Raw genomic sequence first — 25385 nt, 5'->3', positions numbered from 1 at the left:
TATGATGCGCCTCCTATTTGGCGACGCCCTCCGGCCCCATGGGCTGCTGGTGCGAGCCGATTCCCCTCCTGACAGATAAGAAGACCCTATGCTTCGAGGAATGCGCAAAGCCTCATCCAACTGGATTGGCAAGACGATTATGGCCGTCGTGATGGGCGTGCTGATCGTGAGCTTCGGCATCTGGGGCATCGCCGACGCATTCAAGGGCTACGGCCAATCCAAGCTCGCGACCATCGGCTCGACCGAGATCACGACCGAGCAGTTCCGCCAGCTCTATAACGACAAGCTGCAGCAGATCGGCCGCCAGTTCGGCCGCCCGCTGACCTCGGATCAGGCCCGAGCCTTCGGCCTCGACCGCCAGGTGCTGCAGCAGGTTGTCGCCGAAGCCGCTCTGGACGAGGACGCGCGCCGCAAGGGTCTGGGTGTGGCGGATGCCGAGGTGATGCGGCAGATCGTTGCGGATCCGAACTTTCAGAGTCCCACCGGCGGCTTCGATGCGCCGCGCTTCCAGCAGCTGATCCGTTCGCTCGGCTTCACCGAACAGCGCTATATCGCCGAACAGCGCAAGGTTTCGCTGCGCCGCCAGATCGCCGGCACCGTGACTACCGGCGTCGAGCCGCCGAAGACGATGATCGAGGCGCTGAGCCGCTATCAGAACGAGACCCGCACCATCGACTACGTGAAGCTCGATGCCGCGCAGGCCGGAACCATTGAGGCGCCCTCGCCCGAAGCCCTCGCCGCCTATTTCGACGAGCGCAAGACCCAGTTCCGTGCGCCCGAATATCGCAAGATCGCCTTCCTCGCCTTGACGCCTGATGAGATGGCGAAGTGGTCGACAGTGTCGGACGACGACGCCCGGAAAGTGTTCGAGGAGCGCAAGGACAAGCTTTCCACGCCGGAGCAGCGCCAGATCTCGCAGATCGTCTTCCCGAACGCGGCAGACGCTGAAGCCGGTCGCGCCAAGCTGAACGATACGTTCAAGTTCGAGGATCTCGCCAAGGAACGCGGCCTGTCCGCCTCCGACATCGATCTCGGCATGGTTGCCAAAGCGGGTATTCTCGACCCCTCCGTCGCCAATGCCGCCTTCTCGCTGGCACCGGACAGCATCAGCCAGCCGATCACCGGACGATTCGGCGTCACGGTGGTCAAGGTCGGCAAGGTTCAGGCCGGAACGACGCCGAGCTATGACAGTGTGGCCGCCAACCTGAAGCGCGATATCGCCATCGAACGCGCACGTGCCGTCGTATCCGACATGCACAACAAGATCGAGGACGAACGCGGCGGCGGCGCCAATGTCGTCGATACCGCCAAGAAGCTTGGCCTCACCGCCGTCACCATCGAGGCCGTCGATCGCTCCGGCCGGGCGCCGGACGGCCAGCCAGTTGCGGGCCTGCCCGCGGGTGTGGACGTCGTGACCCAGGCCTTCAACAGCGATGTCGGCGTCGACAACGACGCATTGCAGGCCGGTGGGGGTTACATCTGGTACGACGTGCTCGGCGTCACGCCGGCGCGCGACCGCACGCTCGACGAAGTGAAGGCCCAGGTCGAGGCGCGTTGGCGCGAAGAGCAGATCACCACGCGCCTGCGCGACAAGGCCGTCGATATGGCGAAGAAGCTCGAAAGCGGCGCCAAGCTCGCCGACGAAGCCGCTGCAGCCGGACTCAAGGTCGTCACCTCTGCGCCGTTCAAGCGTGACGCGAGCGACCCTGCCCTGTCGGCTGGCGTGATCCAGTCCGTGTTCCGCGGCGTCAAGGATTCGGCCGGACAGGCTCAGGGCGCCACGCCGTCGGAATGGATCGTCTACCGGATCACCGATATCACCGCACCGACGGTCGACATGGCGTCCGAAGATGCCAAGAAGCTGAAGGAGACGTTGCAGCGCGGACTGACCGACGAACAGGTCGCGCAGTATGTCACCAGGCTCGAAACGCAGATCGGCACCAAGATCAACGCAGAAGCCGTTGCGATCGCCACCGGCGCCGCAAACAGCAACACCAATTAGGCTGTAGGATGGGTAGAGCCGAAGGCGAAAGCCATCTCCCCGCATCGCAGGTGATGGGGTTCGCTAACGCTCTACCCATCCTACAAGGCCTCATTGCATCACTCTGAAAGCATTCGATGGACAATCTCAGGGCAATCATCGCCAAGGTCGCGACCGGCGCCTCCCTCTCGCGTGAGGAAGCCTCGGCGGCCTTTGACAGCATGATGTCGGGCGAAGCCACCCCGTCGCAGATGGGCGGCCTGCTGATGGCACTGCGCGTGCGCGGCGAGACCGTGGACGAGATCACCGGCGCGGTCGAGGTGATGCGCGGCAAGATGCTGCGGGTCGACGCACCGGCCGGCGCTGTCGATGTCGTCGGCACCGGCGGCGATGGCTCCGGCTCCGTCAACGTCTCGACCTGCGCCTCCTTCATCGTCGCCGGCTGCGGCGTGCCAGTTGCCAAGCACGGTAATCGCGCGCTGTCATCGCGCTCTGGTGCCGCAGACGTGTTGGCGGCCCTTGGCGTCAAGATCGACCTCACCCCCGAGGATGTCAGCCGCTGCCTGATGGAAACCGGCATCGGCTTCATGTTTGCGCCGGCGCATCATCCGGCCATGAAGAATGTTGGCCCGACCCGCGTCGAGCTCGCTACCCGCACGATTTTCAATCTGCTTGGGCCGCTGTCCAATCCCGCCGGCGTCACGCGGCAAATGGTCGGCGTGTTCTCGCGGCAGTGGGTGCTGCCGCTCGCACAGGTGTTGAAGAACCTCGGTTCGGAATCCGCCTGGGTGGTGCACGGCTCCGACGGCCTCGATGAGATCACCCTCACCGGCCCGACCTTCGTGGCGGCGCTGGAAAACGGCAATATCCGCAGCTTCGAGATTTCGCCCGAGGACGCTGGTCTGCCGCGCACCGGTCCGGATTCCCTGAAGGGCGGCGACGCGCAGGAAAACGCCGCCTCACTGCAGGCCGTGCTCGACGGCAAGCCGAGTGCCTTCCGTGACGTGGCGCTCCTCAATGCAGCCGCGGCATTGATCGTGGCGGGCAAGGTCAAGGACATGAAGGAAGGCGTGGCACTCGGTCAGAAGTCGCTCGACAGCGGCGCGGCGCTGGAGAAGCTGAAGCGATTGGTCGCCGTCTCCAACGCCAAGGTGTGAGACAACGATGTCCGACATCCTGACCAAGATCGAAGCCTACAAGCGCGAAGAAATCGCGGCGGCGAAACGCGCCCATCCCATCGCTTCCGTCGAAGCGCTGGCCAGGGCTGCGTCGGCGCCGCGCGGCTTCATGACCGCGATCCACAGGAAGCTCGACAAGAACGAGTTCGCGCTGATCGCCGAAATCAAGAAGGCCTCGCCGTCCAAGGGGCTCATTCGCGAAGACTTCGACCCACCGACGCTGGCCAAGGCCTATGAGGCCGGCGGCGCCGCATGTCTCTCGGTCCTGACCGATACGCCGTCGTTCGAAGGCCATCTCGACTTCATGGTCGCGGCGCGCGCCGCGACCAAACTGCCGGTACTGCGCAAGGACTTCATGTTCGACACCTATCAGGTGGTCGAGGCGCGTGCCCACGGTGCCGATTGCATCCTGATCATCATGGCCGCACTCGACGATGCGCAGGCGCGTGATATCGAGGACGCCGCCATCGACCACGGCATGGACGTGCTGATCGAAATCCATGACCAGCCGGAGCTGGAGCGGGCACTGAATCTGCGCTCGCCGATGATCGGCATCAACAACCGCAACCTGCGCACCTTCGAGACCACGCTGACCGCCAGCGAAACGCTCGCGCCGATGATCCCCCGGGATCGTCTGAAGGTCGGCGAAAGCGGCATCTTCACGCCGGACGATCTTGCGCGCCTCGAGCGCGTCGGCATCTCCACCTTCCTGGTCGGGGAGAGCCTGATGCGGCAGGCGGATGTGACGGCGGCAACGCAAACGCTGCTCAAGCGCGCGAACGGAACGCATTGATCATGGCCGGCAAGACGAAGAACTCGAAGCAGGCCCCCGCCCTCACCCACATCGATTCCTCGGGCGAAGCCCGCATGGTCGATGTGTCAGAGAAACCGGCGACCGAACGCATCGCGGTGGCCGAAGGTCTGGTGATCATGAGCAAGGCGACGCTCGACATGATCGTCTCCGGCAATGCCAAGAAGGGCGATGTGCTCGGCACGGCGCGTATCGCCGGCATCATGGCGGCAAAGCGCACATCGGACCTGATCCCGCTGTGCCATCCGCTGGCGCTGTCGAAAGTCACCCTGGACATCACGCCCGACAAGAAACTGCCGGGCTGCCGCGTCCGTGCCGCCGTCAAGGTCAGTGGCCCGACCGGCGTCGAGATGGAAGCGCTCACTGCGGTGTCGATCGCGTGCCTGACGATCTACGACATGATCAAGGCCGTGGAGCGCGGTGTCCGCATCGAGGGCATCCACCTCGTCGAGAAAAAGGGGGGCAAGTCCGGGCACTATCTGGTGACGGACAACGCCGCGAATTGAATACCCCGCGGTCGCCCGGCGTCAGCCGCAGACATACACGCGCCGCCATCGCCAACCGTGATAAGTCCGTACCCGTACAACGTCATAGCAGTTGTCGTAATACGGATAGCCCATATAGGCGTAGGACGAACCGAATCCGATCGCAAACGGCGCGAAATTCCGGAAGTGGCGATTGTGGTGACCGAAGTGGTTGAAGCCTCGATTGGACACTCCGGCGAAATGTGCTCCACCGGGCATGGCGGCGAAACGAGTTGCACCGAACCCGCCGCCGCGCAGGCCGCCCATGGCCATACCGCCGCCATGGAAGCCACCTCCGTGAAAACCACCACCTCCGTGAAAACCACCACCACCGTGGAAACCACCACCGCCATGGCCGCCCCCGCCGCCGCGCGCGGAAGCATCCATCGGCACGGACGTCATGCCGATGGCCGCAATTGTGGCAAGTCCGATCAACATTTTCCTGAGCATGGCACACTCCTGTCGCAGGTGTGGGCCCCCATCCTCAGAACCCCGGTTGCCGCAAATAATTCCCGATGATCGCCAGGGACACCGAAACTGTTCGACATCGCGCAGCCGCTCTCATCGAGCCGCCGCCGCTGCGCGGCGATCTTCGCGGCGAGCAGGACGCGCAACTTCTCATGAAGTTCCAGAGCGCATCATCGCTGCGAAATCGCGATCCTGCGCCATCGTCGATCTTGTTTACGAACAATAACCGGGACCGCGCGCGACATGGGGGGTGTTTGGCGGCGGTCCCGGGCCACATCAAGCGACCAACCCGGACGGATGAGACATCCAGGCTGGCTCTCGTGGCGGGATCTGCATTACCAAGCCGGACGAGGCCTGGTGTGAATGCGCGCTACATAGTTACGCGCGCGCATTGTAAGTTTTGCGGTAACCTCAATAGGGGCGGATTCAGCGATCGGTGTCATCGCGATGTTTACGCACGAGACGTGGCCGGCTCCGCTGCGGCCGGACACAACACGCGTTGCCGGCATCGGTGCGCAATTGGCTACTTGATCATCGGGCAGCCGCCTTCGGCCATCGGCCGGAACGCCTTTTCGGCCGGGATGGTCGAGAGCAGCTTGTAATAGTCATACGGTCCTTTCGACTCCGCCGGCTTCTTGATCTCGAACAGATAGATCGGGTGGATGACGCGGCCATCGGCACGGATGGTGACCTCGCCGAACAGTCTGTCCTTGCCCTTGAAGGTCTTCATCTGCGGTACGACAACACTGGCATCGTCGCTGCCCTTGGCGGCCACGGCATTGAGATAGGCCAGCGTGGAGGCATAGACGCCCGCCTGATTGGCGCTCGGCATCTTGCCGTTCATGCCCGGCCGCGCCGCAAAGCGTTTGCCAAAAGCGCGGGTGTCGTCATCCATGTCCCAGTAGAAGGATTCCGTCAGCAACAGGCCCTGCGCGGTCTTCAGGCCCATGCCGTGAACATCGTTGATGAAGATCAGGAACGCGACCAGTTTCTGCGGGCCGTCCTGCATGCCGAACTCGCTGGCCTGTTTCACCGCATTGATGGCATCGGCGCCGGCATTGGCGAGGCCGATCACCTTGGCCTTAGAGCTCTGCGCCTGCAGCAAGAGCGAGGCGAAATCGGAGGTGCCGAGCGGGTGCTTCGACGACCCCAGCACCTTGCCGCCATTCTTCGTGATGTAATTGGTGGCTTCGGCCTCGATGCCCTGCCCCAGCGCGTAGTTCACCGTGAGGAAGTACCAGTCGTCACCGCCCCGCTGCATCATCGCTGCCGCCGTGGTGTTGCCTGTGGCCCATGCGTCGTTGACCCACTGGATGGTGTTCGGCGAGCAGTCCTTGCCGGTAAGGTCCGAGGTCGCTGTCGACGATGCCAGGAACGTCATCCTGGTGTTGCGGGCAATATTGTTGATGGCGAGACCGACCGACGAATTCGGCACGTCGACGATGGCATCGACCTTCTCGACATCGAGCCATTTGCGCGCGATGGCGGAACCGACATCGGCCTTGTTCTGATGGTCGGCATAGACGATCTCGACCTTGATGTTCTTGCCGCCGCCGTTGAAATCCTCGGCAGCCATGCGCGCGGCTTCCACCGAGCCCATTCCGTTGGTGTCCTGGAACACGCCGGAAATATCGTTGAGCACACCGACCCGCACCACATCGTCGGACACCTGCGCCTGCACCGCCGTCGCCATCACGCAGGATGCCGCAGCCGCCAGAACTGTCTTCAAGCCCTTCATTGTCGTCTTCCCCCTCTGACTTTGTTACGCGGGTCCGGACGTTGCCGGTCGCGGTCTTGCTTGCGAGTTACACCTGTCGCTCCGGCAGCCGGAGCACGAGGCCGTCGAGCGCCTCGGTGATCCTGATCTGGCACGACAGCCGGCTGTTCGGCAGCCGCTCGCTGGCGACACCTTCCAGCAACTCATCCTCGTCGGCACCGACTGCGCCAACCTTGCCCAGCCAGCTGTCGTCGACATAGACATGGCAGGTGGCGCAGACCGCGCCGCCGCCGCATTCCCCCGTGATGCCGTCGATGCCATGCAGCAGCGCCGTATACATGGCGCTGTCGCCGTCATTGGCACTGACTGTCTCGGCGCGGTCGTCGTGATGAATGAACGTAATGCTCGGCATGGAATCCTCAGGCAGGCGTGAAGCTAACCGGCAGGCTTTCCAGTCCGCGCAGCGTGTTGTTGTAACGGCGCTTGACCTCGCCGATGATCTCGATGGCTGCGACCTTGCGCGCCAGTGCGGACAGCATCACCTCGCCCTCGAGCCGGGCCACGAGTTGCCCCACGCACATATGGATCCCGGAGCCGAAGCCGACATGGCCCGATGTCTTGCGGGTGATGTCGTACCGTTCGGGATCGGCCCAGCGGCGCGGATCGCGGTTGGCTGCGGCCAGGAACATCAGCACCTTCTCGCCCTCACCGACGCGGCAGCCGCTGATCTCGACGTCGCGCGTCGTGGTGCGGAAGAAGGTCTGCACGGGGCTTTCGTAACGCACCGCTTCCTCGAAGGCGTTGCGCGCCAGCGACAGGTCGCTGCGCAACCGCGCGAATTCCTGCGGGTAGCGCGCCAGGCAATAGACCGCGGCACCGATACCGTTCACCGTCGTGTCCAGTCCTGCCGACAGCAATGAGCGCACCAGCAGTGGCGCCTCGTCCGCGGTGATGTCGCCAGTGTCGACCCGCGCATGGATGCAGGCGCCGAAGCCGCCGGGCGCGAGATTCTCGCGCTGGCATTGCGACTGCACATAGGCCTGATGCGGTGCCGAGCGTTCGATGGCGTCCTGACGCAATTTGTTCGGTGGGCCGAAGGCATTGAAGACGAGACCTGCATAGGGCAGCAGGTTTTCGCGGCCCTCCTGCTGCAGGCCCACCGCATCGGGAAACACCGACAAAGGATAGGCTTCGGCGAGATCCGCGATGGCGTCGAAACTGCCCCGCTCCAGGAGCTCATCGACCTTTGCATCAGCCGCCGCGGCAAACCCGGCCCGCAACTGCTTCATCACTGCCGGCGACAACACCTTGTTGAGAACCGCGCGCGTACGCGTATGCGCCGGCGGGTCGGCTTCGAGAATGAGGCTCGGCGGCCGCCACGGCTTCTCCTTGGCGAAATCGCTGAGACCCACGCCGCGGCTCGAGCAGAACGTCGCGGGATCGTTCAGCACCGCATGAACTTCGGCATAGCGGGCGACCGCATAGACGTTCCATTTGTCGAGATACACCACCGGTCCCGCCTCACGCAGCACCTCGTGGGTGGGATGCGGATCGGCGAAGAAGTCCATGGCGAAGGGATCGACGTCGAGATGGACGACAGGCTGGGGTCCCGCGCCGTTCGGCATCGGGCTGCCAAAAGACAGCACCTGCGTGGTGTGGGGCGGCGCCGTCGTAACCGTGGCAACCATGTAAACCTCCCGTATTTTCTTGTTGGCAATTGCGGCTGCGTATCTCTATTCCTCAGGACCACGTGATCTCGCCGATTTCGACGGCATCACGCAGGCAGGCAGGATCGTGGCGCATGAGCAAGACTGGATCGGGCAAATCGGCTCGAAAGCCCGCCAAGGCGAAAGCGACAAAGGCCAATGTCAGGACTGTCGCCGCGAGAGCGCCCGCTTCCAAAGGCGGGCAACTGCTCGATCTCGAGCGCTATGTGCCGGCCTTCATCACCTTCATTGCGAACAAGCTCTCGCGCAACGCGACCGTCCTCTATCAGAAGCGGTTTGGCGTGAATGTCACCGAGTGGCGCATCATGTCGCTGCTGGCGATCGAGCCCGGCATTCCCGCCTCGCGCATCTGCCACGTCATCGGTTTCGACAAGGGGCCTGTCAGCCGCACGCTGGCCATGCTGGAAGAGCGCGGCCTGGTCGCCATCAACGCCGACCCGGACGACGCGCGGACCCATTCGATTACGCTGACCACGAAGGGGCGCACGACCCATGACGCCGTCATCGTGACCGCGCTGGAACGCGAGCGAAAGCTGCTGTCCTGTCTGGAGGAAAGCGAACGCGAAGTGCTCGTCGACCTGCTGCGACGCATTCACAGCAATCTCGGCGCTGTGACCGGTTAAGCCGGGACGGATCGCGCACGCAGCATCAGGCGCTGTCCCGCACAAGCGGTCCACCATCGTTCCTCTCCCTGCGGGGCGCGGCAGTTGACTGCTCTCTTACGCGCCCTCTCTGGAAAGGCTCTCATGAATTAGTTGCCTCGGCAACAAAAATTATCGGGACGGTTTGTCACGAGGGGCAAGGATTTTCTGCCACCATCCGCTAACCTGCGCTGCAGCATGTTCAATCGTTGACCCAAAAGAGACAGATGACGATGCCGCTTACGCCAAATTCCGCCGACGCCCTGCTGTTCGACCTCGGTCGCGTCGTGCTGGACATCGATTTCACGCGCGTGCTGAAGGTCTGGTCGGACTATGCGCATTGTGCGCCGGACGACATCGTGAGTCGGTTTGCACGCGGCGACGTCTATATGCGACACGAGCGCGGCGAGATTTCCGACGACGTATTCTTTGCGCATCTGCACGACACACTCGGTATCGATCTGACGCCGGCACAATTTCTCGAAGGCTGGAACGCGATCTTCGTCGGGGAGATGCCGGGCATCGCCGAACTCCTCGCGCGTGCCGCGAAGCGCTGGCCGCTCTACGCGTTCTCAAACACCAATGTCGCGCATGTCACACATTTCTCGGAACACCATGCCGATCTGCTCGGCCACTTCCAAACGGTGTTTCTGTCGTCCTCAATCGGGCTTCGCAAGCCCGACTCAGAATCCTATGAGCACGTCATCGCGCAAATCGGCATCCCCGCCGGCCGCATCGTGTTCTTCGATGATCTTGCCGATAATATCGACGCTGCCCGCGCTTGCGGATTGCAGGCCGTCCACGTCACCTCGCCGACTTCCGTCGCCGAGGCGCTGACGGCACTCGGGCTTTAAGCCCGCGAGATGCGCTGGAAGGCGATGCTGGTGAGCACGCCGAGCAGTGCCCAGAACAGCAGGCTGGTCAGCGTCGCCGCAACCGCGAAACTGTGCGACAGGGCTTCCGGGACATCGGTGTGGCCCGCAGGTGCCTGCGGCGCCCCGATCAGATGCGGCAGCACGATCAGGCCGAGGCCGAGAATGGCAGCCCATGACGCCTTGCGGAACACCAGCAGGCCAAGCCCCGCGGCGGTGGCGCAGGCGGTGCCGATCCACCAGGTCTGGCGCAGCGTCAGGTCGGCGACGGGCATGCCCGGAAGCTCCGGCGGCAGGCCAAGTCCGGGCGCCATGGTGAACACGATAAAGCCACCGAGGCCCCAGAACAGTCCTTCGCGCCATTCGACCGCACGGCCACGCAGCGCGAAGATTCCGGCCAGCAGCAATGCGAAACCGATGGCAGTCAGGATATTGGCGCCGGTGGTGAAGGCATTGCGCTGAAAGCCCTCAGCGGGCTCCCATTCGGCCTCATGGCTATGGGCGGCCGAACCGTGATCGTGCGTATGGGCGGGCTGCGCAGAAGCCGTCGGCGCAACAACAGCCGGAGCTTCCGCCTTGCGCTCATAGACTTCGCTTTTCTGGATCAGCGGAATGGTCCCGACCATCTGTGCGCCGGTGACGGCAGCGCCAGTGATCACGCCAGCCAGCGCTGCCGAGAAAACGATCGACCTGAAGACGGACATATCTCAGTGGCAGGGGAACGCGTTGGCGTGGCGCGTGTCATGGGCCGCATTGTGGACGGCGCTGATATGCGAGAACCCGACCACGCCGACGATGAACAGACCGAGCGCCATGGCCAGAACGGCCTGCACGACGACATTGACGTCGGTGGCGACGGCGGAGATCTGGGCGGTCTGGGTCTGTTGCATCGGAATCCTCGCGAAATAGAAGGTCAATTTAGCCGAGTTGTACCGGCGGCGCGACCGCTAATTTTGCATCGCGCGGGCCAGATCGCGGCTGGTCAGATGGAAATTCGCATCAGCCTCCACCGAGGCACGCACGAGCTTGGCGCCGGCCGCCGCCTGGAACACCCCTCTGTGGTCGCGGAAATAGGCTGCGCATTCCTCCGGCGACGGGTAGCGCCGGAGCAGCGTCCGGAACGCATGACGGTGCACCATACACAGCCCGCGATGGCCGGGCGGCCGGAATGCCAGCGCATCGACATCTGCCCGCCAGACAGGCGCTTCATCGTCGGTTTCAGCGTGGTTGTCGGTCATGATCGCCGATGTCTATCGTGTTTCCCGGCCTTGCCAAAGCTACCGTGGTTTTGCGTCCGCTCCCGCTCTCCGCTATGACGGGCGCCCACACTGCCGGAGATCCCCGCGATGGCCCTGATGCCGGTTACCGATGCCATGGCCGCGATTCTCGCGGGCGCCGATGCGCTGCCTGAGGAGATGGTGCCGCTGGAAGACGCGTTCCACCGCGTGCTCGCCCGCGACATCGCTTCGCTGCGAACGCAGCCGCCAGAGCCGATGTCAGCGATGGACGGTTATGCTGTGCGCGCTGCCGATGCGATACTGGGCGCCAAGCTCCGGGTCATCGGAGAGATCGCCGCGGGCAAGCCGTTCGACCGCCCGCTGCAGACCGGCGAAGCCCTGCGAATTTTCACCGGCGGCGTCTTGCCCGCTGGTGCCGACGCCGTCGTAATCCAGGAAGACACCGCGCGCGATGGCGACGTCGTCGAGATCAACGAGGCCGCCATCTCCGGCAAGCATATCCGCCCGGCCGGCGTCGATTTCAACGAAGGTGACGTGCTGCTGCGCGCCGGCACCCGCCTCACCGATCGCGACCTTGCGCTTGCCGCGGGCATGAACCATCCGTCATTGCCCGTGCGGCGACGGCCGGTCGTTGCCGTGCTTGCCACCGGCGACGAACTGGTGATGCCCGGCGCGGTCCCCGGCCCCGGCCAGATCGTGCTCTCCAATGGCTTCGCGCTGCGTGCGCTGGCCCGTGCCGAAGGCGCCGAGGTGGTCGATCTAGGCATCGCCGTGGATACGCTGGAGGCGACCACGGCAGCCATTCAGCGCGCGATCGATCTGAGGGCCGACGTGCTGATCACCACCGGCGGCGCGTCGGTCGGCGACCACGACCTCGTGCAGCAATCCCTGATCAATGCCGGCGTCGAGATGGCGTTCTGGCGCATCGCCATGCGCCCCGGCAAGCCGATGATGCACGGGCGCCGCCAGGGAATGCGCGTCATCGGCCTGCCTGGCAATCCCGTCTCGTCCTATGTCTGCGGTTTCCTGTTCATGGTGCCGCTGCTGCGCGCGCTATCCGGCCGAAACGAAATCGCTCACGCGCTCGAACCGGCGGTGCTCGGACGGGACCTCGCCGCCAACGACCAGCGCGAAGATTATCTGCGCACGCGTTTGGAAACGCGCGCGGACGGCACCGTGGTGGCGACGCCGGTGATGAAACAGGACTCATCGCTGCTGGGAAATCTGGCTGTTGCCGAAGGACTTCTGATCCGCAAGCCATTCGCACCGGCCGCGGTTGCCGGCGATTCCTGTGCGATCATTCGTCTGCCAATCTAGCTGACAAAACACCTCACAGAACGCCGCCGCCGTCGAAACTCCTGCTCACGGCATATTCCCAAAAGCTTTTTCCTGACTGAGATACCTCAACGCGGTTTCAGTCACTGAATTGTCACGTAACGCAGCGAGAGATCGCAGCGAAACAAGATCGGTGGACAAATGGACTATTTCAAACGCTTCAATTTCCTGTTTGCGATGCCAACATTCGACGCCGACGATCTCGAGGGCATTCGCCTCAATCAGATCGTCGATGAGATCGAGCGCTCCGGCTTCGAGGTCGTCAAGGCGCGCAAGCTTGAAGACGCCACGATCGCAGTCCAGACCGACGCGGCGATTGGCTGCATGGTAGTCGACTGGGGCAAGAAGGGCCTCGAAGGCAAGACCGCGGCACTGATCAACCTGATGCGCAAACGCGGCCTGGACTTTCCCATCATCCTGCTGATCCGCCGCAAACGGTTCGAGGACGTCCCGGTCGAGGTGCTCGATTTCATCGACGGCTATGTGTTCCTCTCCGAAGAAACGCCACCGTTCATCGCCAAGAACCTGATCAGCCGCCTCAAGCAATATGCCGAGACGCTGAAGACGCCGTTCTTCGGCGCGCTGGTGGATTATGCCGAGGAAGGCAACCAGCTCTGGACCTGTCCGGGGCACAATGGCGGCGTGTTCTACAGCCGCAGCCCGATCGGGCGCGTGTTCATGGAACATCTCGGCGAAGCGGTATTTCGCGATGACCTCGACAATTCCGTGCTCGATCTCGGCGACCTGCTGACTCATGAGGGTCCTGCGCTGCAGGCGCAGAAGGAAGCCGCGCAGATTTTTGGCGCGGAGAAGACCTATTTCGTGCTCAACGGCACCTCGACCTCCAACAAGGTCGCGCTGTCGGCTTTGGTAACCGATGGCGATCTGGTGCTGTTCGATCGCAACAACCACAAGGCGGCCTTGCACGGCGCGTTGATGATTTCGGGCGGTGTGCCGATCTATGTGCCGACGTCGCGCAATCCATGGGGCCTGATCGGCCCGATGGACTGGGACGCCACCGATGAGGCCGCGCTGCGCGAGCGCATCCGCACCAATCCGCTCGTCACCGATCCCGAGGCGTGGAAACGCCCGCGCCCTTTCCGTGTCGCGGTCGTGGAACAGTGCACCTATGACGGCACCATCTACAGCGCCGAGATGATCATCGCGCGCATCGGCCATCTCTGCGATTACATCCTGTTCGACGAAGCCTGGGCCGGCTTCATGAAATTCCACCCGCTCTATGCTGGCCGCTTCGCCATGGGGCTCAAGGAGCTCGGCCCCGATTCGCCAGGCATCATTGCCACGCAGTCGACCCACAAGCAGCTCGCCAGCTTTTCGCAGGCGTCGCAGATCCACATGAAGGATCGGCATATCCGCGGGCAGAAGCGCCGCGTCGAGCATCGGCGCTTCAACGAAAGCTTCATGCAGCACGCCTCGACCTCACCATTCTATCCGCTGTTCGCATCATTGGATGTCGGCGCGCAGATGATGAAGGGCCGCTCCGGCGAAGTGTTGTGGGACGACACGATCCGCCTTGGCATCGAACTGCGCAAGAAGATGCGCGCGGTGCGCCGCGAGTTCGAGGAGAAGGAAACCCGCGCCGAGCGCCGCTGGTTTTTCGAACCCTTCGTGCCCGAGCGCGTCGCCATTCCCGACGCAGCCAGCGAAGGCGCTGTTCACAATGTGCCCTGGGAAAGCATCGGCACCGACCAGCTGGCCACCAATCCGTCCTACTGGCAGCTCGCACCTGACGCCGCCTGGCATGGCTTCCCCGGCATGGTCGCTGGTTTCGCCATGACCGATCCGAACAAGCTGACGGTGCTGACGCCGGGCTTCGATCGCACCACCGGCGCCTATGCCGATCACGGTATCCCTGCTCCGGTGGTCGCTCAGTTCCTGCGCGAGAACCGTATCGTCCCCGAGAAGAACGACCTCAACTCGCTGCTCTTCCTGCTGACACCCGGTGTGGAAGCCAGCAAGGCCGGCACGCTGATATCGGGCCTTGTCGCCTTCAAGAAATTTCATGACGACAACGCGCTGCTTGAAGACGTCATCCCGGAATTCGCCCGGCGCAGGCCCGCGCGTTATGCGGGCATACGTCTACGGGATCTGTGCGGCGACATGCACCGGTTCTTCCGCGAGGCCAATGTGAGCGAACTCCAGACCAAGCAATTCTCCGCTGACCATCTGCCGGAGATCGCCATGTCACCTCACGATGCCGCGCGCTGTCTGGTACGCAACGACGTCGATTACCTCCCGATCGACGAAATATTCGGGCGCGTCGCGACGACGCCATTCGTTGTCTATCCGCCCGGCATCGCGACGATCGTCCCCGGCGAACGGCTCACCGACCGCTCAAAGCCGATGATCGACTATCTCCGGATGTTCGAGACCTGCTTCAACACCTTCCCGGGCTTCGACGTCGAAATTCAGGGCATCTACCGCAAGGTCGACGCCAATGGCCGGATCCGGCTTTACACTTACGTGGTCTCCGAATAGGGAGCACGTAAGGAGCCTGATTTGCCAACGGAACTCGAACAGCCGGTCGTCATTCGACCATCACGCGACACCGACGTCGATGCCATGCTGGCGATCTATCGCCGGCACATCCGGCAAGGCGTCGAGGAAGGCGTCAGCGACTCCGACACGCCGCAGCCCGACGATCTCAGGGACCGGCGCAAGAACCTGCGCAGCAAACGGTTCCCGCATCTCGTCGCCACGCAAGGCGGCGAGGTCGTGGGCTACGCCTATGTGGTGCTGTTCCGCAAACGACCGGCCTATCGCTACACGGTCAAGCATTCGATCTATATCCACCACGGACACGTCGGCCAGGGCATCGGCCGACTGTTGATGCGCGAACTCATCGACGTCTGCGCGGCGGCCGGCTTCCGGCAGATCATCGGCTATATCGATGCCGACAACACGGCCTCGCTAGGCCTTCATGAGAGCTTCGGCTTTGCCCGCGTGGGCCTGCTACCCGGTGTCGCCTATCGCTCCGGCCGCTGGGCCGACACGATTATGGTTCAGCGCTCGCTGGCCACCGGCTCCACGACTCCGCCGCCGCCCGTCGGGCGCGTGACGTCCGCATAGCGCAAGCTACGGCAGGAGGTTTTCGGTATCCGGCAAGAGATCGACGACCGGCCAGGAACAGCCCTCAGCCGCGCTCAACGCGCTTTCCGTTGACGGCAAATTAAGCATTGCGGAACACATATGGAACATATAGTGTTCGTTCATGATTTGTTTCGAGATTCTGTGGCTTTGAGTAGTTTGAGAGTGCCCGAACTCGCGCAACCGATCTTCGAATGATCGCCTCTGGATGGAGGCTCACCGTTCGAAGGCCCTTTGAAACGCACGCGGCGGCCGACACCGTCAACTGAGGATGGCTTCAGATGCTCACGCGCAAACAATACGAACTCCTGCGATTCATCGATCAACGGCTGAAGGAAGCCGGCGTCCCGCCCTCCTTCGACGAAATGAAGGATGCGCTCGACCTGCGCTCCAAGTCCGGCATTCACCGTCTGATCACGGCGCTGGAAGAACGCGGCTTCATCCGCCGGCTGCCGAACCGCGCCCGCGCCATCGAAGTCATCAAGTTGCCAGAGCTCGGCGCGCCGGTTACTGGCGGTACCGGCCGCCGCGGCTTCACACCCAGTGTCATCGAAGGCACGCTCGGCAGGGTGCGTCCGGCCGCCAGCATCGGTAGCGGCGATGATGATAACGGTCGGACTGTCGCCATCCCGGTGATGGGCCGGATCGCGGCAGGTACGCCGATCGAGGCCCTGCAGACCCGCAGTCACACCATCAGCATGCCCGCGGACATGCTTGGCTCCGGCGAACATTACGCGCTCGAAGTGCGCGGCGATTCCATGCAGGACGCCGGCATTCTGGACGGCGATACCGTGCTGATCCAGCGCAACGAGAGCGCCGACACCGGCGACATCGTGGTGGCCCTGATTGACGACGAGGAAGCCACGCTGAAGCGCTTCCGTCGCCGCGGCGCGTCGATCGCGCTGGAGCCGGCCAACGACGCCTATGAAGTCCGCATCCTGCCACCCAACCGGGTCCGCATTCAGGGCAAGCTGATCGGCCTGTACCGGCGCTACTGAGGATGTCGCATCGGCGGGCTACTGATCTTCGGGTTGAAGATCAGTTTCCGCCGGCGTCGCATCGAGCGGCCGGCTTTGCCGCGGACGCCCCGTCTGTGGCGTGTCGGGTGATGGCTCATCGGGAATGGCACGCGACCACGGGCGATCCAGGCCGCGCGGCCGCACAGCGTCGATAGCAAAGCCGTTCGCCGTTCGCTGCACACTCATCGCACCATTTCGTTGCAGGCGATCCTGATCGATCACCAACGCACGGCAATCCTTTGGCGGTTGTTTCGTCGTGATGATGAGCGCCGCTTTCTCGCAGTCATCTGTGAATGCCCCCGGCTGCAGCACCAGTGCCACCAAAGCACCATCAGCGAGCGGCGTGATGCATCCGTCGCGGTCGCAGGACACGCCATGGCTGAGAGAGCCATCCGTCGGCAGACGCGCATCTGCATCGCCGGCGAGCCACTCTTTCAGCAGAAACGTATCCTTGGCGCTGCGCATCACGCGCAGAAGCCCGTCCCTGCCCCGTACCGCGACGCTGTGACCGTCACCCGAGATCAGCACATCCGGCTGCTTGACTAGCAACGCCCAGACAATCGAGAGCGCCAGCACGCCAGCCCCCACGAAGCGCAACGGCGTGCGCAGCAGTCCGAGGACGATGATGCCGATACTGGCTAATATCAGTGGTCCGGTCCCGAAGGCCGGCATCCGGCCGATGGCCCCGGGCAACGCGGCGACCCATTGCGCGACCACGATCATCCACTGGATGCCGAGATCCATCATCCCCCAGAACACGCCGTCAAAGCCGAACGGCATGGCCACGAGCCCGAGAATGCCGGCAGGCATCACAAGCGCGGAGACCACCGGCATCGCCAGCAGATTGGCGAGGACGCCGTAAGGCGTGACGCGATGAAAGTGAAACGCGGCATAGGGCGTCGTGGCGAGGCCTGCCACCAGCGAGGCCAGCACGAGCATTGCAATCTCGCGTCCACCCCATAGCGCCACGCGCGCTGTCGCGGAATGATCGGGCGAGGCAAACAGCGCGGGCATGCCAATCTGCACCAATGCGACCAGCCCCAGCGTCGCGGCGAATGACATCTGGAAACTCGGATGAATCAACGCTTCGGGCGCCACGATCAGTACGATCATCGCGGCTACCGCCAGCGTGCGGAACGTCACCGCGCGGCGATCGACCATGACGGCGATCAGCACCACGGCCGTCATGAAGAACGAACGTTGCGTCGCGACCTCGCCGCCGGACAGCAGCAGATAGAACAGCGCTGCGAACAGCGCCGCCGCTGCCGCGACCTTCTTGATCGGGAATGTCACCGTCAGCACGGGGATCAGCGCCAGCAGCGCGCGTATCGCGAAGAACACCACGCCGGCGACGACGGCCATGTGATAGCCGGAGATCGAAAGTACGTGACCGAGGCCGGAGATGAACATCGCGTCGTTGACGTCGGTGGAAATTGCATCGCGGCGCCCCGTGAGCAGCGCTGTCGCAATAGCGCGGTTGTCGCCTGTAAGCGCGGTACGGATTCGTGCGTCGATGGCGTCGCGCAGCCCCTGCATGGTCGCCGAATAGCGTAGCGTCACACTCGGCTGTATCGGCGGATCGACGGCCTTGATGCCGCCCGTCACAAAACCGGACGCGCCGATCCCTTGAAAATACAGATCGCGTCCGAAGTCGTAGCTGCCCAGCCGGAGCGGCGACAGCGGCGGCTGCAGCCTTGCCTTCAATTCGACGAAACGACCGACGGCAGGCGCCGTCCCTTTCTTCACCGAGAGCCGGACACGCGTCAGCTTTGGTGCGGCGCGCGGGCTGTCCATCGTCGCGACGCGCAGCACGAAGCGATCCGTGCGCTCCCGCTCTTCATGGGTTTCCACAAAGCCGGTCAACGCGACGGAATAGAGCGGCTTCGCCAGAACCTCATGCCCCACGCGCGAGGTCTTCACGGCGGCCACCGCAAAGCCGGCTGCGATGGCTGCAACAAGCATGATCGGTGGAAACCATCGTTGTCGCCGCAGCAGAAACGCGGCCAAGCAAAGAAGGCTCGCTGTCGCGGCGGCAACCCAGGCCACCGGTTCGCGCTCGGCGGCAAAATACAGCGCGATACCGGTGCCGAAAGCGATCGGCACCCAGGGCAGCAAACGACCGGGACCGGCTTCGGCCTGCACCCATGTCCGGAGCTTCTCGAAGCGCAAAGTTGACGACGACGCTGACGGAAGAGCAGTGCCTGCCGTGGCCGGCGGCGGCCATGTGGTCGCCGTACCGGATCGGCCCCGCCGCTGTTGCTGATCCCCGCCCCGCGCCATCGAACGCCCGCACGCCACGCTCGCCCTCCCGAATGCTATCGGAAGGGCTGCCGGCGACTAGCGGAACGGATGCAGAATCCGAAAACTAATCCCTGGGGCTGCCGAGGGCCGTAGGATGGGTAGAGCGTCTTCGCGAAACCCATCAACACCAAACATGACCGTGATGGGTTTCGCACCGGCGCAAGCGCCCCGGTGCTTTACCCATCCGACACCTGAGCTCAGGCGAGCTTGGCGTAGCTGTCGCGCAGACCGACGGTGCGGTTGAAAACGAGCTTGCCCGGCGCTGAATCCTTGTCACGGCAGAAGTAGCCCTGACGCTCGAACTGCACGACGTCGCTCGTATTGTCACTCGCCAGCGCCGGCTCAAGCATGGCGCCGCTGAGTGTCTCCAGCGACTCCGGATTGATCTGCGATGCGAACTCGGCCGCATTGGGCTGCGGATCGGCAAACAGCTGGTTATAGACACGCACTTCCGCCGGCACGGCATCCGCGGCGCTCACCCAATGGATCGTCGCCTTGACCTTGCGGCCGTCCGGCGCATTACCGCCCCGGGTTTCCGGATCATAGGTGCAGCGCAGTTCGACCACCTCGCCAGCATCGTTCTTGATGACGCTCTTGCAGGTGATGAAATAGCCGTAGCGCAAACGGACCTCGCGGCCCGGTGCCATGCGGAAGAATTTCTTCGGCGGCTCTTCCATGAAGTCGTCATGCTCGATGTAGAGTTCGCGGCCGAACGGGATCTGCCGCGTGCCCAGCGCTTCATCATCGGGATGATTGACCGCTTCGAGCTGCTCGACCTGTCCCTCGGGATAGTTCTCGATCACCACCTTCAGCGGCTTCAGCACAGCCATGCGGCGCTGCGCCGTGCGGTTCAGCGTCTCGCGCACGGCGAAATCGAACATCGAGATATCGACGGTCGAGTTGGCCTTGGCGACGCCGATACGCTTGATGAATTCACGCACCGCTTCGGCCGGAATGCCGCGGCGCTGCAAGCCGGCCAGCGTCGGCATGCGCGGATCATCCCAGCCGGTGACATGGCCGCCGCGCACGAGTTCGGTCAGCACGCGCTTCGACAGCAGCGTGTAGGTCATGTTGAGGCGCGCGAATTCGTACTGGTGCGGGCGCGACGGCACCGGCAGGTTTTCCAGGCACCAGTCGTACAACGGACGGTGGTCCTCGAATTCCAGCGTGCAGATCGAATGCGTCACATGCTCGATGGCGTCAGACTGGCCATGCGCGAAGTCGTAGGACGGATAGATGCTCCATGCCGTGCCGGTGCGCGGATGATGCGCATGCAGGATGCGGTAGATCACGGGATCGCGCAGATTGATGTTGCCCGACGACATGTCGATCTTGGCGCGCAGCACACGTGCGCCGTTCGGAAATTCGCCTGCGCGCATGCGGGTGAACAGGTCGAGGTTTTCCTCGACGCTGCGATCCCGGAACGGGCTGTTCTGACCGGGCTCGGTCAGCGTGCCCCGTTTGACGCGGATTTCCTCCTGCGACTGATCGTCCACATAGGCCTTGCCGGCGCGGATCAGGTCCTGCGCCCAGGCATAAAGCTGCTCGAAATAGTCCGAGGCGAAATGCAGGTTGCCCTCGCCCCAGTCGAAACCAAGCCAGCGCACATCGCGCTGGATCGCGTCGATATATTCCTGCTCTTCCTTGGTCGGATTGGTGTCGTCGAAACGCAGGTTGCAGTGGCCGCCGAATTCCTCGGCAACGCCGAAATTCAGGCAGATCGACTTGGCATGGCCGAGATGCAGGTAGCCGTTGGGCTCCGGCGGAAAGCGCGTCACCACGCTCTTGTGCTTGCCGGATTGCAGGTCCGCCGCAACGATGTCGCGGATGAAGTCACGGCCTGCGTCGGATACCGATTCGTCTGTCATTTGCTGCCTTTCAAGCTGCGCCCTATGTGCCAAATCCGGAAGGCCGCGCCAAGGGCCGGATCAGGCGCCGGATCCCGCGAAAGGGCATTTTCCGATCCGGTTCCGGCCCAAAATCCGCATTTATTCGCCGTGAGACAGCGCCCTGTCGTTGTGATAAACGCCCGCCAACAGTCACCCCCGAATTGATCGAACCCTTTGCTATGACCACTCCCGTCGTTACCCGTTTCGCTCCCTCGCCGACCGGCTTCCTCCATATCGGCGGCGGACGCACCGCGCTGTTCAACTGGCTCTATGCCAAGAAGACCGGCGGCAAGATGCTGCTGCGGATCGAGGATACTGACCGCGAGCGCTCCACGGATGCCGCGATCGACGCCATTATCGACGGGTTGAAGTGGCTGGGCATTGACTGGGATGGCGACACGGTCTTCCAGTTCGCCCGTGCCGGCCGGCACCGCGAGGTCGCCGAGCAATTGCTCGCCGAGGGCAAGGCCTATTATTGCTATGCCAGTGCCGAGGAGCTGCAGCAGATGCGCGAGACGGCCCGCGCCGAGGGCAAGTCCAAGCTCTATAACGGGCTATGGCGTGATCGCGATCCCTCCGATCCGCGCCCCGATATCAAGCCGACAATTCGCCTAAAGGCGCCGCTCACTGGCGAGACCGTGATCGAGGATCAGGTACAGGGCCGCGTGGTCTGGCAGAACGAGAACCTCGACGATCTCGTGCTGCTGCGCGGCGACGGCAACCCGACCTACATGCTGGCCGTGGTGGTCGACGACCATGACATGGGCGTGACCCATGTCATCCGCGGTGACGACCATCTGATCAACGCCGCCCGCCAGAAGCAGATCTACGACGCGCTCGGCTGGACCGTCCCCAGCATGTCGCACATTCCCCTGATCCACGGACCGGATGGCTCGAAACTGTCGAAGCGCCACGGCGCGCTTGGCGTCGAAGCCTATCGCGCGCTGGGCTATGTCCCGGCCGCCCTGCGGAATTACCTGGTACGGCTCGGCTGGAGCCATGGCGATCAGGAAATCTTCTCGACCCAGGAGATGATCGACGCGTTCGACCTGTCGGGGATCGGCCGTTCCGCCGCGCGTTTCGATTTCGCCAAGCTCGAAAATCTCAACGGTCACTACATCCGTCACACCGACGATCAATCCCTCGTGACCATGTTCGAGGACGTACTGAATTACGTCCCCGGCGGCCTAGACCTGAAGCCGAAGCTCAACGACACCACCCGCGCCCAATTGCTGCGCGCCATGCCGGGCCTGAAGGAACGCGCCAAGACGTTGATCGAACTGATCGACGGCGCCAACTTCATCTTTGCCGATCGCCCGCTGGCGATGGAGCCGAAGGCGCAGGCCGCCTTGACGCCGGAAACCCGGGTGTTGATCGGCAAACTGCGCACGGCGCTGGAGAGCGTTACGGATTGGACCGCTGCGAATACCGAGGCGGCGACACGCGCCTTTGCCGAGGCCGAAGGCATCAAGCTCGGCGGAGCCGCACAGCCGCTGCGCGTCGCGCTGACCGGCAAGACCACCTCGCCCGGAATCTTCGACGTTCTGGCAGTATTGGGGCGGCAGGAATGTCTGGACCGGCTGGCCGATCAGGCATCTATTTAGCATAGCTGTAGGCCGCTTTTGCCCGCCTTGCAGCGCACACAGCAATACGCTACGCATTCTGGCGAATGCTCTGGAATTCCCGGCTAGCCTCCCCATTTCTCCTGAAATGTCGGTGGTTTGCCGGCCCCTCAACGATCTCATCGGGGACCACGCGATGGACGCAAAAACCAATACCAAATCCGCAACGCTGACAGTCGACGGCAAGAGCTTCGACCTGCCGATCCACAGCGGGACCGTCGGCCCTGATGTCATCGACATCGGCAAGCTCTACGCCCAGTCCGGGATGTTCACCTACGATCCGGGCTTCACCTCGACGGGCAGCTGCCAGTCCAAAATCACCTATATCGATGGCGATGCCGGTATCCTCGAATACCGCGGCTACCCCATCGAGCAGCTCGCGGAGAAGGGTGACTTCCTCGAGACCTGCTACCTGCTGCTGTACGGGGAACTCCCGACCAAGAAGCAGAAGACAGAGTTCGACGCGCTGGTCACCAACCACACGATGGTTCACGACCAGATGAGCCGCTTCTTCCAGGGCTTCCGCCGCGACGCGCATCCCATGGCCGTGATGGTCGCATCGGTCGGCGCCCTCGCCGCGTTCTACCACGACTCAACCGATATCAACGATCCGAAGCAGCGCGATATCGCGTCGATCCGCATGATCGCCAAGATCCCGACGCTCGCCGCGATGGCCTACAAGTACACGATCGGTCAGCCTTTCGTGTATCCGACCAACTCGCTCGACTTCGCGGCGAACTTCATGAAGATGTGCTTCGCCGTGCCGTGCGAGGATTACAAGGTCAATCCGGTGCTCACCAGGGCGTTGGACAAGATCTTCACGCTTCACGCCGACCACGAGCAGAACGCCTCGACCTCGACGGTTCGTATTGCCGGCTCATCCGGCGCCAATCCGTTCGCCTGTATCGCCGCCGGCATCGCCTGCCTGTGGGGTCCCGCGCATGGCGGCGCTAACGAAGCTGCGCTGCAGATGCTGGCCGAGATCGGCACCGTCGACAAGATTCCTGACTTCATCGCCAAGGTGAAGGACAAGAATTCCAGCGTCCGTCTGATGGGCTTCGGTCACCGCGTGTACAAGAACTACGATCCGCGCGCGAAGATCATGCAGCAGACCTGCCACGAGGTTCTCAAGGAAACCGGCCACGGCGGCGACGAGATGCTCGCCGTTGCGATGGAGCTCGAGAAGATCGCGCTGTCGGACCAGTATTTCATCGACCGCAAGCTGTACCCGAACGTCGACTTCTATTCGGGCATCACGCTGAAGGCGATGGGCTTCCCGACCTCGATGTTCACCGTGCTGTTCGCGGTTGCGCGCACCGTTGGCTGGATCAGCCAGTGGAGCGAAATGATCGGCGATCCGCAGCAGAAGATTGGTCGTCCGCGCCAGCTCTATACCGGCGCAGCCCGCCGCGACTATGTGGACATCGCCAAGCGCAGCTAAGGCCTCGCTTCGCAGAGTCCGAAAACCAAAACGGCGGATCGCAAGATCCGCCGTTTTTTATTCCGCCCGCCAAAAGATCGTGATTGCAATTCCGGCATTGCATTCAATGCAGATATGCTGAGCGGCCGCCTCACTTTGAAAGGCCTGACCACGCTATCCGCCCAATTTACCGGTATCATCGGATCTCGCAGTTTCGACAGAGCATCTCCACTGCGCGTGACTGTACTGGGACAGACCTGCAAGCGGTAACCGCCATGCCAGCCACGTTGGACCTCACACTGTTGCGCTCATTCATCGCGGTTGCCGACCTCAAGAGCGCATCAAAGGCGGCCCAGCGCCTGCACCGGGTGCAATCGGCCATCAGCCAGCAGATCCAGAAGCTCGAACTACAGGTCGGTGCTCCCCTGTTCCGCAGGACCAGGCGCGGCTTCGAACTGACTACATTGGGGGAAACGCTATACCCTATGGCGGTCAAGTTGCTCGATCTGAACGATGAGACCGTTGGCAGGCTGGTGGTAAAGGGCAGCAGGAAAAAGCTCACCATCGGCACCTCCGATGTCTACGCGCATCATCATCTCGCCCGCATCCTCAAAGGCTACAACGACACATTCGGCCATGTGGGGACCGAGTTGGTGTGCGACTACAGCCCTGCGATATGGCGTCGCCTCGCGGAAGGAACAATCGACATGGCGATCACACAGGCGCGCCCGGACTCAGTGCCCGGCGAAATGCTGTATGTCGAACCGCTGGTATGGGTGAGCGCGCAGCACTCCAGCGTTCACCAGATGCGCCCGTTGCCGCTTGCCCTTTTCGGGGACGGCTGCCTCGACCGGGCTGCGGCGATCCAGAGCCTACTCGATGCCAAGATCGATCATGAGGTCGTCTGCGCCAGCAGTCATCTCGCGGGGGTCATTGCGCTCGTCAAGGCGGGCGTTGCCGTGTCAATTCTGCCGCTGTCCGTCGTTGATCCGTGGATCAGGATCATCAGCCCCGCACAGGGTCTGCCGCCCTTGGGCAAGATTCAGATTTCCGTCTCCAGAAAGCCAGGGGCCTCGAGCGCTGATATCACCGGCTTCTGCGAAGTGGCGCGGGCGTATTTCGCGGGCGATACGGTGAATATCCATTCGCTGGCCCATGCCGGCATGGACACGGGGCGTCAATTCCGCCGCCTGGGCGTGGAATTGCCGGCATCGTGATCGACCGATTTTCGATCAGGGAAATTTCCGTGGCGCGTTCAGCGGATGCCGGTCCAGGCGATGGCGGCGGCGGCCGTCAGCAGGGCCGCGGAAAGCATAGCGGCGCTATGCAAGCCTGAGACGATGTGTTCGTTGCCGCCCGCAATCAGCGCACCGAACACGGCCACGCCGAGCGCGCCTCCCGCCTGCCGTGCCGAGTTAAGCACCGCGGAGGCGGTGCCGGACCAGCTCTTATCCACACTAGGGCCGATCGACATTCATTGGTTCCAGATCATTGCTGCGGCGAGGTGGATGAAGCCAGCGAAGTGCGAGGTTCG

General features: G+C 63.2%; 23 protein-coding genes. 13 read left to right on the top strand and 10 right to left on the bottom strand.

Annotation, left to right across the window (positions count from 1 at the left end):
• Positions 1-88 precede the first annotated feature (88 nt).
• The 4 genes from AC1RLZ_RS14495 (at position 89) to moaC (ending at position 4476) form a co-directional block, all read left to right on the top strand.
• Positions 89-2002: a peptidylprolyl isomerase gene (locus AC1RLZ_RS14495; RefSeq protein ID WP_493189157.1), complete on the top strand. Its 1914-nt coding sequence runs from the start codon at positions 89-91 to the stop codon at positions 2000-2002.
• Between the two features lie 116 nt (positions 2003-2118).
• The gene (gene trpD / locus AC1RLZ_RS14490; protein ID WP_371422696.1) at positions 2119-3138 is read left to right on the top strand and encodes an anthranilate phosphoribosyltransferase; all 1020 of its coding nucleotides are present in this window, start codon (positions 2119-2121) and stop codon (positions 3136-3138) included.
• Positions 3139-3145: 7 nt separating this feature from the next.
• Positions 3146-3952, top strand: a complete 807-nt coding sequence (trpC, locus tag AC1RLZ_RS14485; RefSeq protein WP_493189156.1) for an indole-3-glycerol phosphate synthase TrpC — start codon at positions 3146-3148, stop codon at positions 3950-3952.
• A gap of 2 nt (positions 3953-3954) precedes the next feature.
• Positions 3955-4476 carry a cyclic pyranopterin monophosphate synthase MoaC gene (moaC, locus tag AC1RLZ_RS14480; protein WP_493189155.1) on the top strand — a complete coding sequence of 174 codons (522 nt, stop codon included), beginning with the start codon at positions 3955-3957 and terminating at the stop codon, positions 4474-4476.
• 21 nt (positions 4477-4497) lie between these two features.
• Here the strand turns inward: moaC and AC1RLZ_RS14475 are convergent, their stop codons facing one another.
• The 4 genes from AC1RLZ_RS14475 to AC1RLZ_RS14460 all read right to left on the bottom strand — a co-directional run bounded on the left by AC1RLZ_RS14475 (position 4498) and on the right by AC1RLZ_RS14460 (position 8304).
• On the bottom strand, positions 4498-4944 hold the full coding sequence (locus AC1RLZ_RS14475; protein WP_493189154.1) for a hypothetical protein: 447 nt from the start codon (positions 4942-4944) through the stop codon (positions 4498-4500).
• Between the two features lie 541 nt (positions 4945-5485).
• On the bottom strand, positions 5486-6700 hold the full coding sequence (locus AC1RLZ_RS14470; protein ID WP_493189153.1) for an ABC transporter substrate-binding protein: 1215 nt from the start codon (positions 6698-6700) through the stop codon (positions 5486-5488).
• A 67-nt stretch (positions 6701-6767) separates the two neighbouring features.
• On the bottom strand, positions 6768-7091 hold the full coding sequence (locus AC1RLZ_RS14465) for a 2Fe-2S iron-sulfur cluster-binding protein (RefSeq protein ID WP_493189152.1): 324 nt from the start codon (positions 7089-7091) through the stop codon (positions 6768-6770).
• Between the two features lie 7 nt (positions 7092-7098).
• Positions 7099-8304 (bottom strand): cytochrome P450, encoded by a 1206-nt coding sequence (locus tag AC1RLZ_RS14460; protein ID WP_493189350.1) that lies wholly within the window; start codon positions 8302-8304, stop codon positions 7099-7101.
• A gap of 176 nt (positions 8305-8480) precedes the next feature.
• On the opposite strand from AC1RLZ_RS14460, the gene AC1RLZ_RS14455 reads away from it, so the two are divergent.
• Together AC1RLZ_RS14455 and AC1RLZ_RS14450 are read left to right on the top strand one after the other, a co-directional pair.
• Positions 8481-9029, top strand: coding sequence for a MarR family winged helix-turn-helix transcriptional regulator (locus AC1RLZ_RS14455; RefSeq protein ID WP_493189151.1), 549 nt, complete (start codon positions 8481-8483; stop codon positions 9027-9029).
• A gap of 245 nt (positions 9030-9274) precedes the next feature.
• Complete coding sequence (locus AC1RLZ_RS14450) at positions 9275-9901, top strand: HAD-IA family hydrolase (RefSeq protein WP_493189150.1); 627 nt, start codon at positions 9275-9277, stop codon at positions 9899-9901.
• On the opposite strand, the gene AC1RLZ_RS14445 is transcribed toward AC1RLZ_RS14450, so the two are convergent.
• Genes AC1RLZ_RS14445 through AC1RLZ_RS14435 form a run of 3 tightly spaced genes read right to left on the bottom strand, consistent with a single transcriptional unit; the run spans position 9898 to position 11157 of the window.
• Positions 9898-10623, bottom strand: coding sequence for a CbtA family protein (locus AC1RLZ_RS14445; RefSeq protein ID WP_493189149.1), 726 nt, complete (start codon positions 10621-10623; stop codon positions 9898-9900). The two genes, AC1RLZ_RS14450 and AC1RLZ_RS14445, sit on opposite strands and share 4 nt — an antisense overlap.
• Before the next feature lie 3 nt (positions 10624-10626).
• Positions 10627-10809 (bottom strand): CbtB domain-containing protein, encoded by a 183-nt coding sequence (locus tag AC1RLZ_RS14440; protein WP_493189148.1) that lies wholly within the window; start codon positions 10807-10809, stop codon positions 10627-10629.
• A gap of 57 nt (positions 10810-10866) precedes the next feature.
• Positions 10867-11157: a hypothetical protein gene (locus tag AC1RLZ_RS14435; RefSeq protein ID WP_493189147.1), complete on the bottom strand. Its 291-nt coding sequence runs from the start codon at positions 11155-11157 to the stop codon at positions 10867-10869.
• Between the two features lie 108 nt (positions 11158-11265).
• Here AC1RLZ_RS14435 and AC1RLZ_RS14430 point away from each other — a divergent pair, with 108 nt between their 5' ends.
• The 4 genes from AC1RLZ_RS14430 to lexA all read left to right on the top strand — a co-directional run bounded on the left by AC1RLZ_RS14430 (position 11266) and on the right by lexA (position 16598).
• Complete coding sequence (locus AC1RLZ_RS14430; RefSeq protein ID WP_493189146.1) at positions 11266-12474, top strand: molybdopterin molybdotransferase MoeA; 1209 nt, start codon at positions 11266-11268, stop codon at positions 12472-12474.
• 159 nt (positions 12475-12633) lie between these two features.
• On the top strand, positions 12634-14991 hold the full coding sequence (locus tag AC1RLZ_RS14425; RefSeq protein ID WP_493189145.1) for an Orn/Lys/Arg family decarboxylase: 2358 nt from the start codon (positions 12634-12636) through the stop codon (positions 14989-14991).
• 21 nt (positions 14992-15012) lie between these two features.
• Positions 15013-15582, top strand: coding sequence for a GNAT family N-acetyltransferase (locus AC1RLZ_RS14420; protein ID WP_493189144.1), 570 nt, complete (start codon positions 15013-15015; stop codon positions 15580-15582).
• Between the two features lie 299 nt (positions 15583-15881).
• Entirely contained in the window at positions 15882-16598 is a 717-nt protein-coding gene (gene lexA / locus AC1RLZ_RS14415; RefSeq protein ID WP_493189143.1) for a transcriptional repressor LexA, read from the top strand.
• 18 nt (positions 16599-16616) lie between these two features.
• Here lexA and AC1RLZ_RS14410 read toward each other — a convergent pair whose 3' ends face one another.
• Together AC1RLZ_RS14410 and AC1RLZ_RS14405 are read right to left on the bottom strand one after the other, a co-directional pair.
• Positions 16617-18899, bottom strand: a complete 2283-nt coding sequence (locus AC1RLZ_RS14410; RefSeq protein WP_493189349.1) for a ComEC/Rec2 family competence protein — start codon at positions 18897-18899, stop codon at positions 16617-16619.
• 218 nt (positions 18900-19117) lie between these two features.
• Complete coding sequence (locus AC1RLZ_RS14405; protein ID WP_493189142.1) at positions 19118-20788, bottom strand: glutamine--tRNA ligase/YqeY domain fusion protein; 1671 nt, start codon at positions 20786-20788, stop codon at positions 19118-19120.
• Between the two features lie 200 nt (positions 20789-20988).
• Between AC1RLZ_RS14405 and gltX the strand changes: the two genes are divergently transcribed.
• The 3 genes from gltX to AC1RLZ_RS14390 all read left to right on the top strand — a co-directional run bounded on the left by gltX (position 20989) and on the right by AC1RLZ_RS14390 (position 25068).
• Entirely contained in the window at positions 20989-22413 is a 1425-nt protein-coding gene (gltX, locus tag AC1RLZ_RS14400) for a glutamate--tRNA ligase (protein ID WP_493189141.1), read from the top strand.
• A 154-nt stretch (positions 22414-22567) separates the two neighbouring features.
• Positions 22568-23872 carry a citrate synthase gene (gltA, locus tag AC1RLZ_RS14395; RefSeq protein ID WP_371422712.1) on the top strand — a complete coding sequence of 435 codons (1305 nt, stop codon included), beginning with the start codon at positions 22568-22570 and terminating at the stop codon, positions 23870-23872.
• Between the two features lie 266 nt (positions 23873-24138).
• On the top strand, positions 24139-25068 hold the full coding sequence (locus AC1RLZ_RS14390; RefSeq protein WP_493189140.1) for a LysR substrate-binding domain-containing protein: 930 nt from the start codon (positions 24139-24141) through the stop codon (positions 25066-25068).
• A 38-nt stretch (positions 25069-25106) separates the two neighbouring features.
• Here AC1RLZ_RS14390 and AC1RLZ_RS14385 read toward each other — a convergent pair whose 3' ends face one another.
• Positions 25107-25325: a hypothetical protein gene (locus AC1RLZ_RS14385; protein WP_493189139.1), complete on the bottom strand. Its 219-nt coding sequence runs from the start codon at positions 25323-25325 to the stop codon at positions 25107-25109.
• Positions 25326-25385: the final 60 nt, after the last annotated feature.

This window comes from Tardiphaga sp. GW822-FHT04G09 (assembly GCF_058800725.1).
This window is presented reverse-complemented; position numbering and strand designations above follow the sequence as displayed.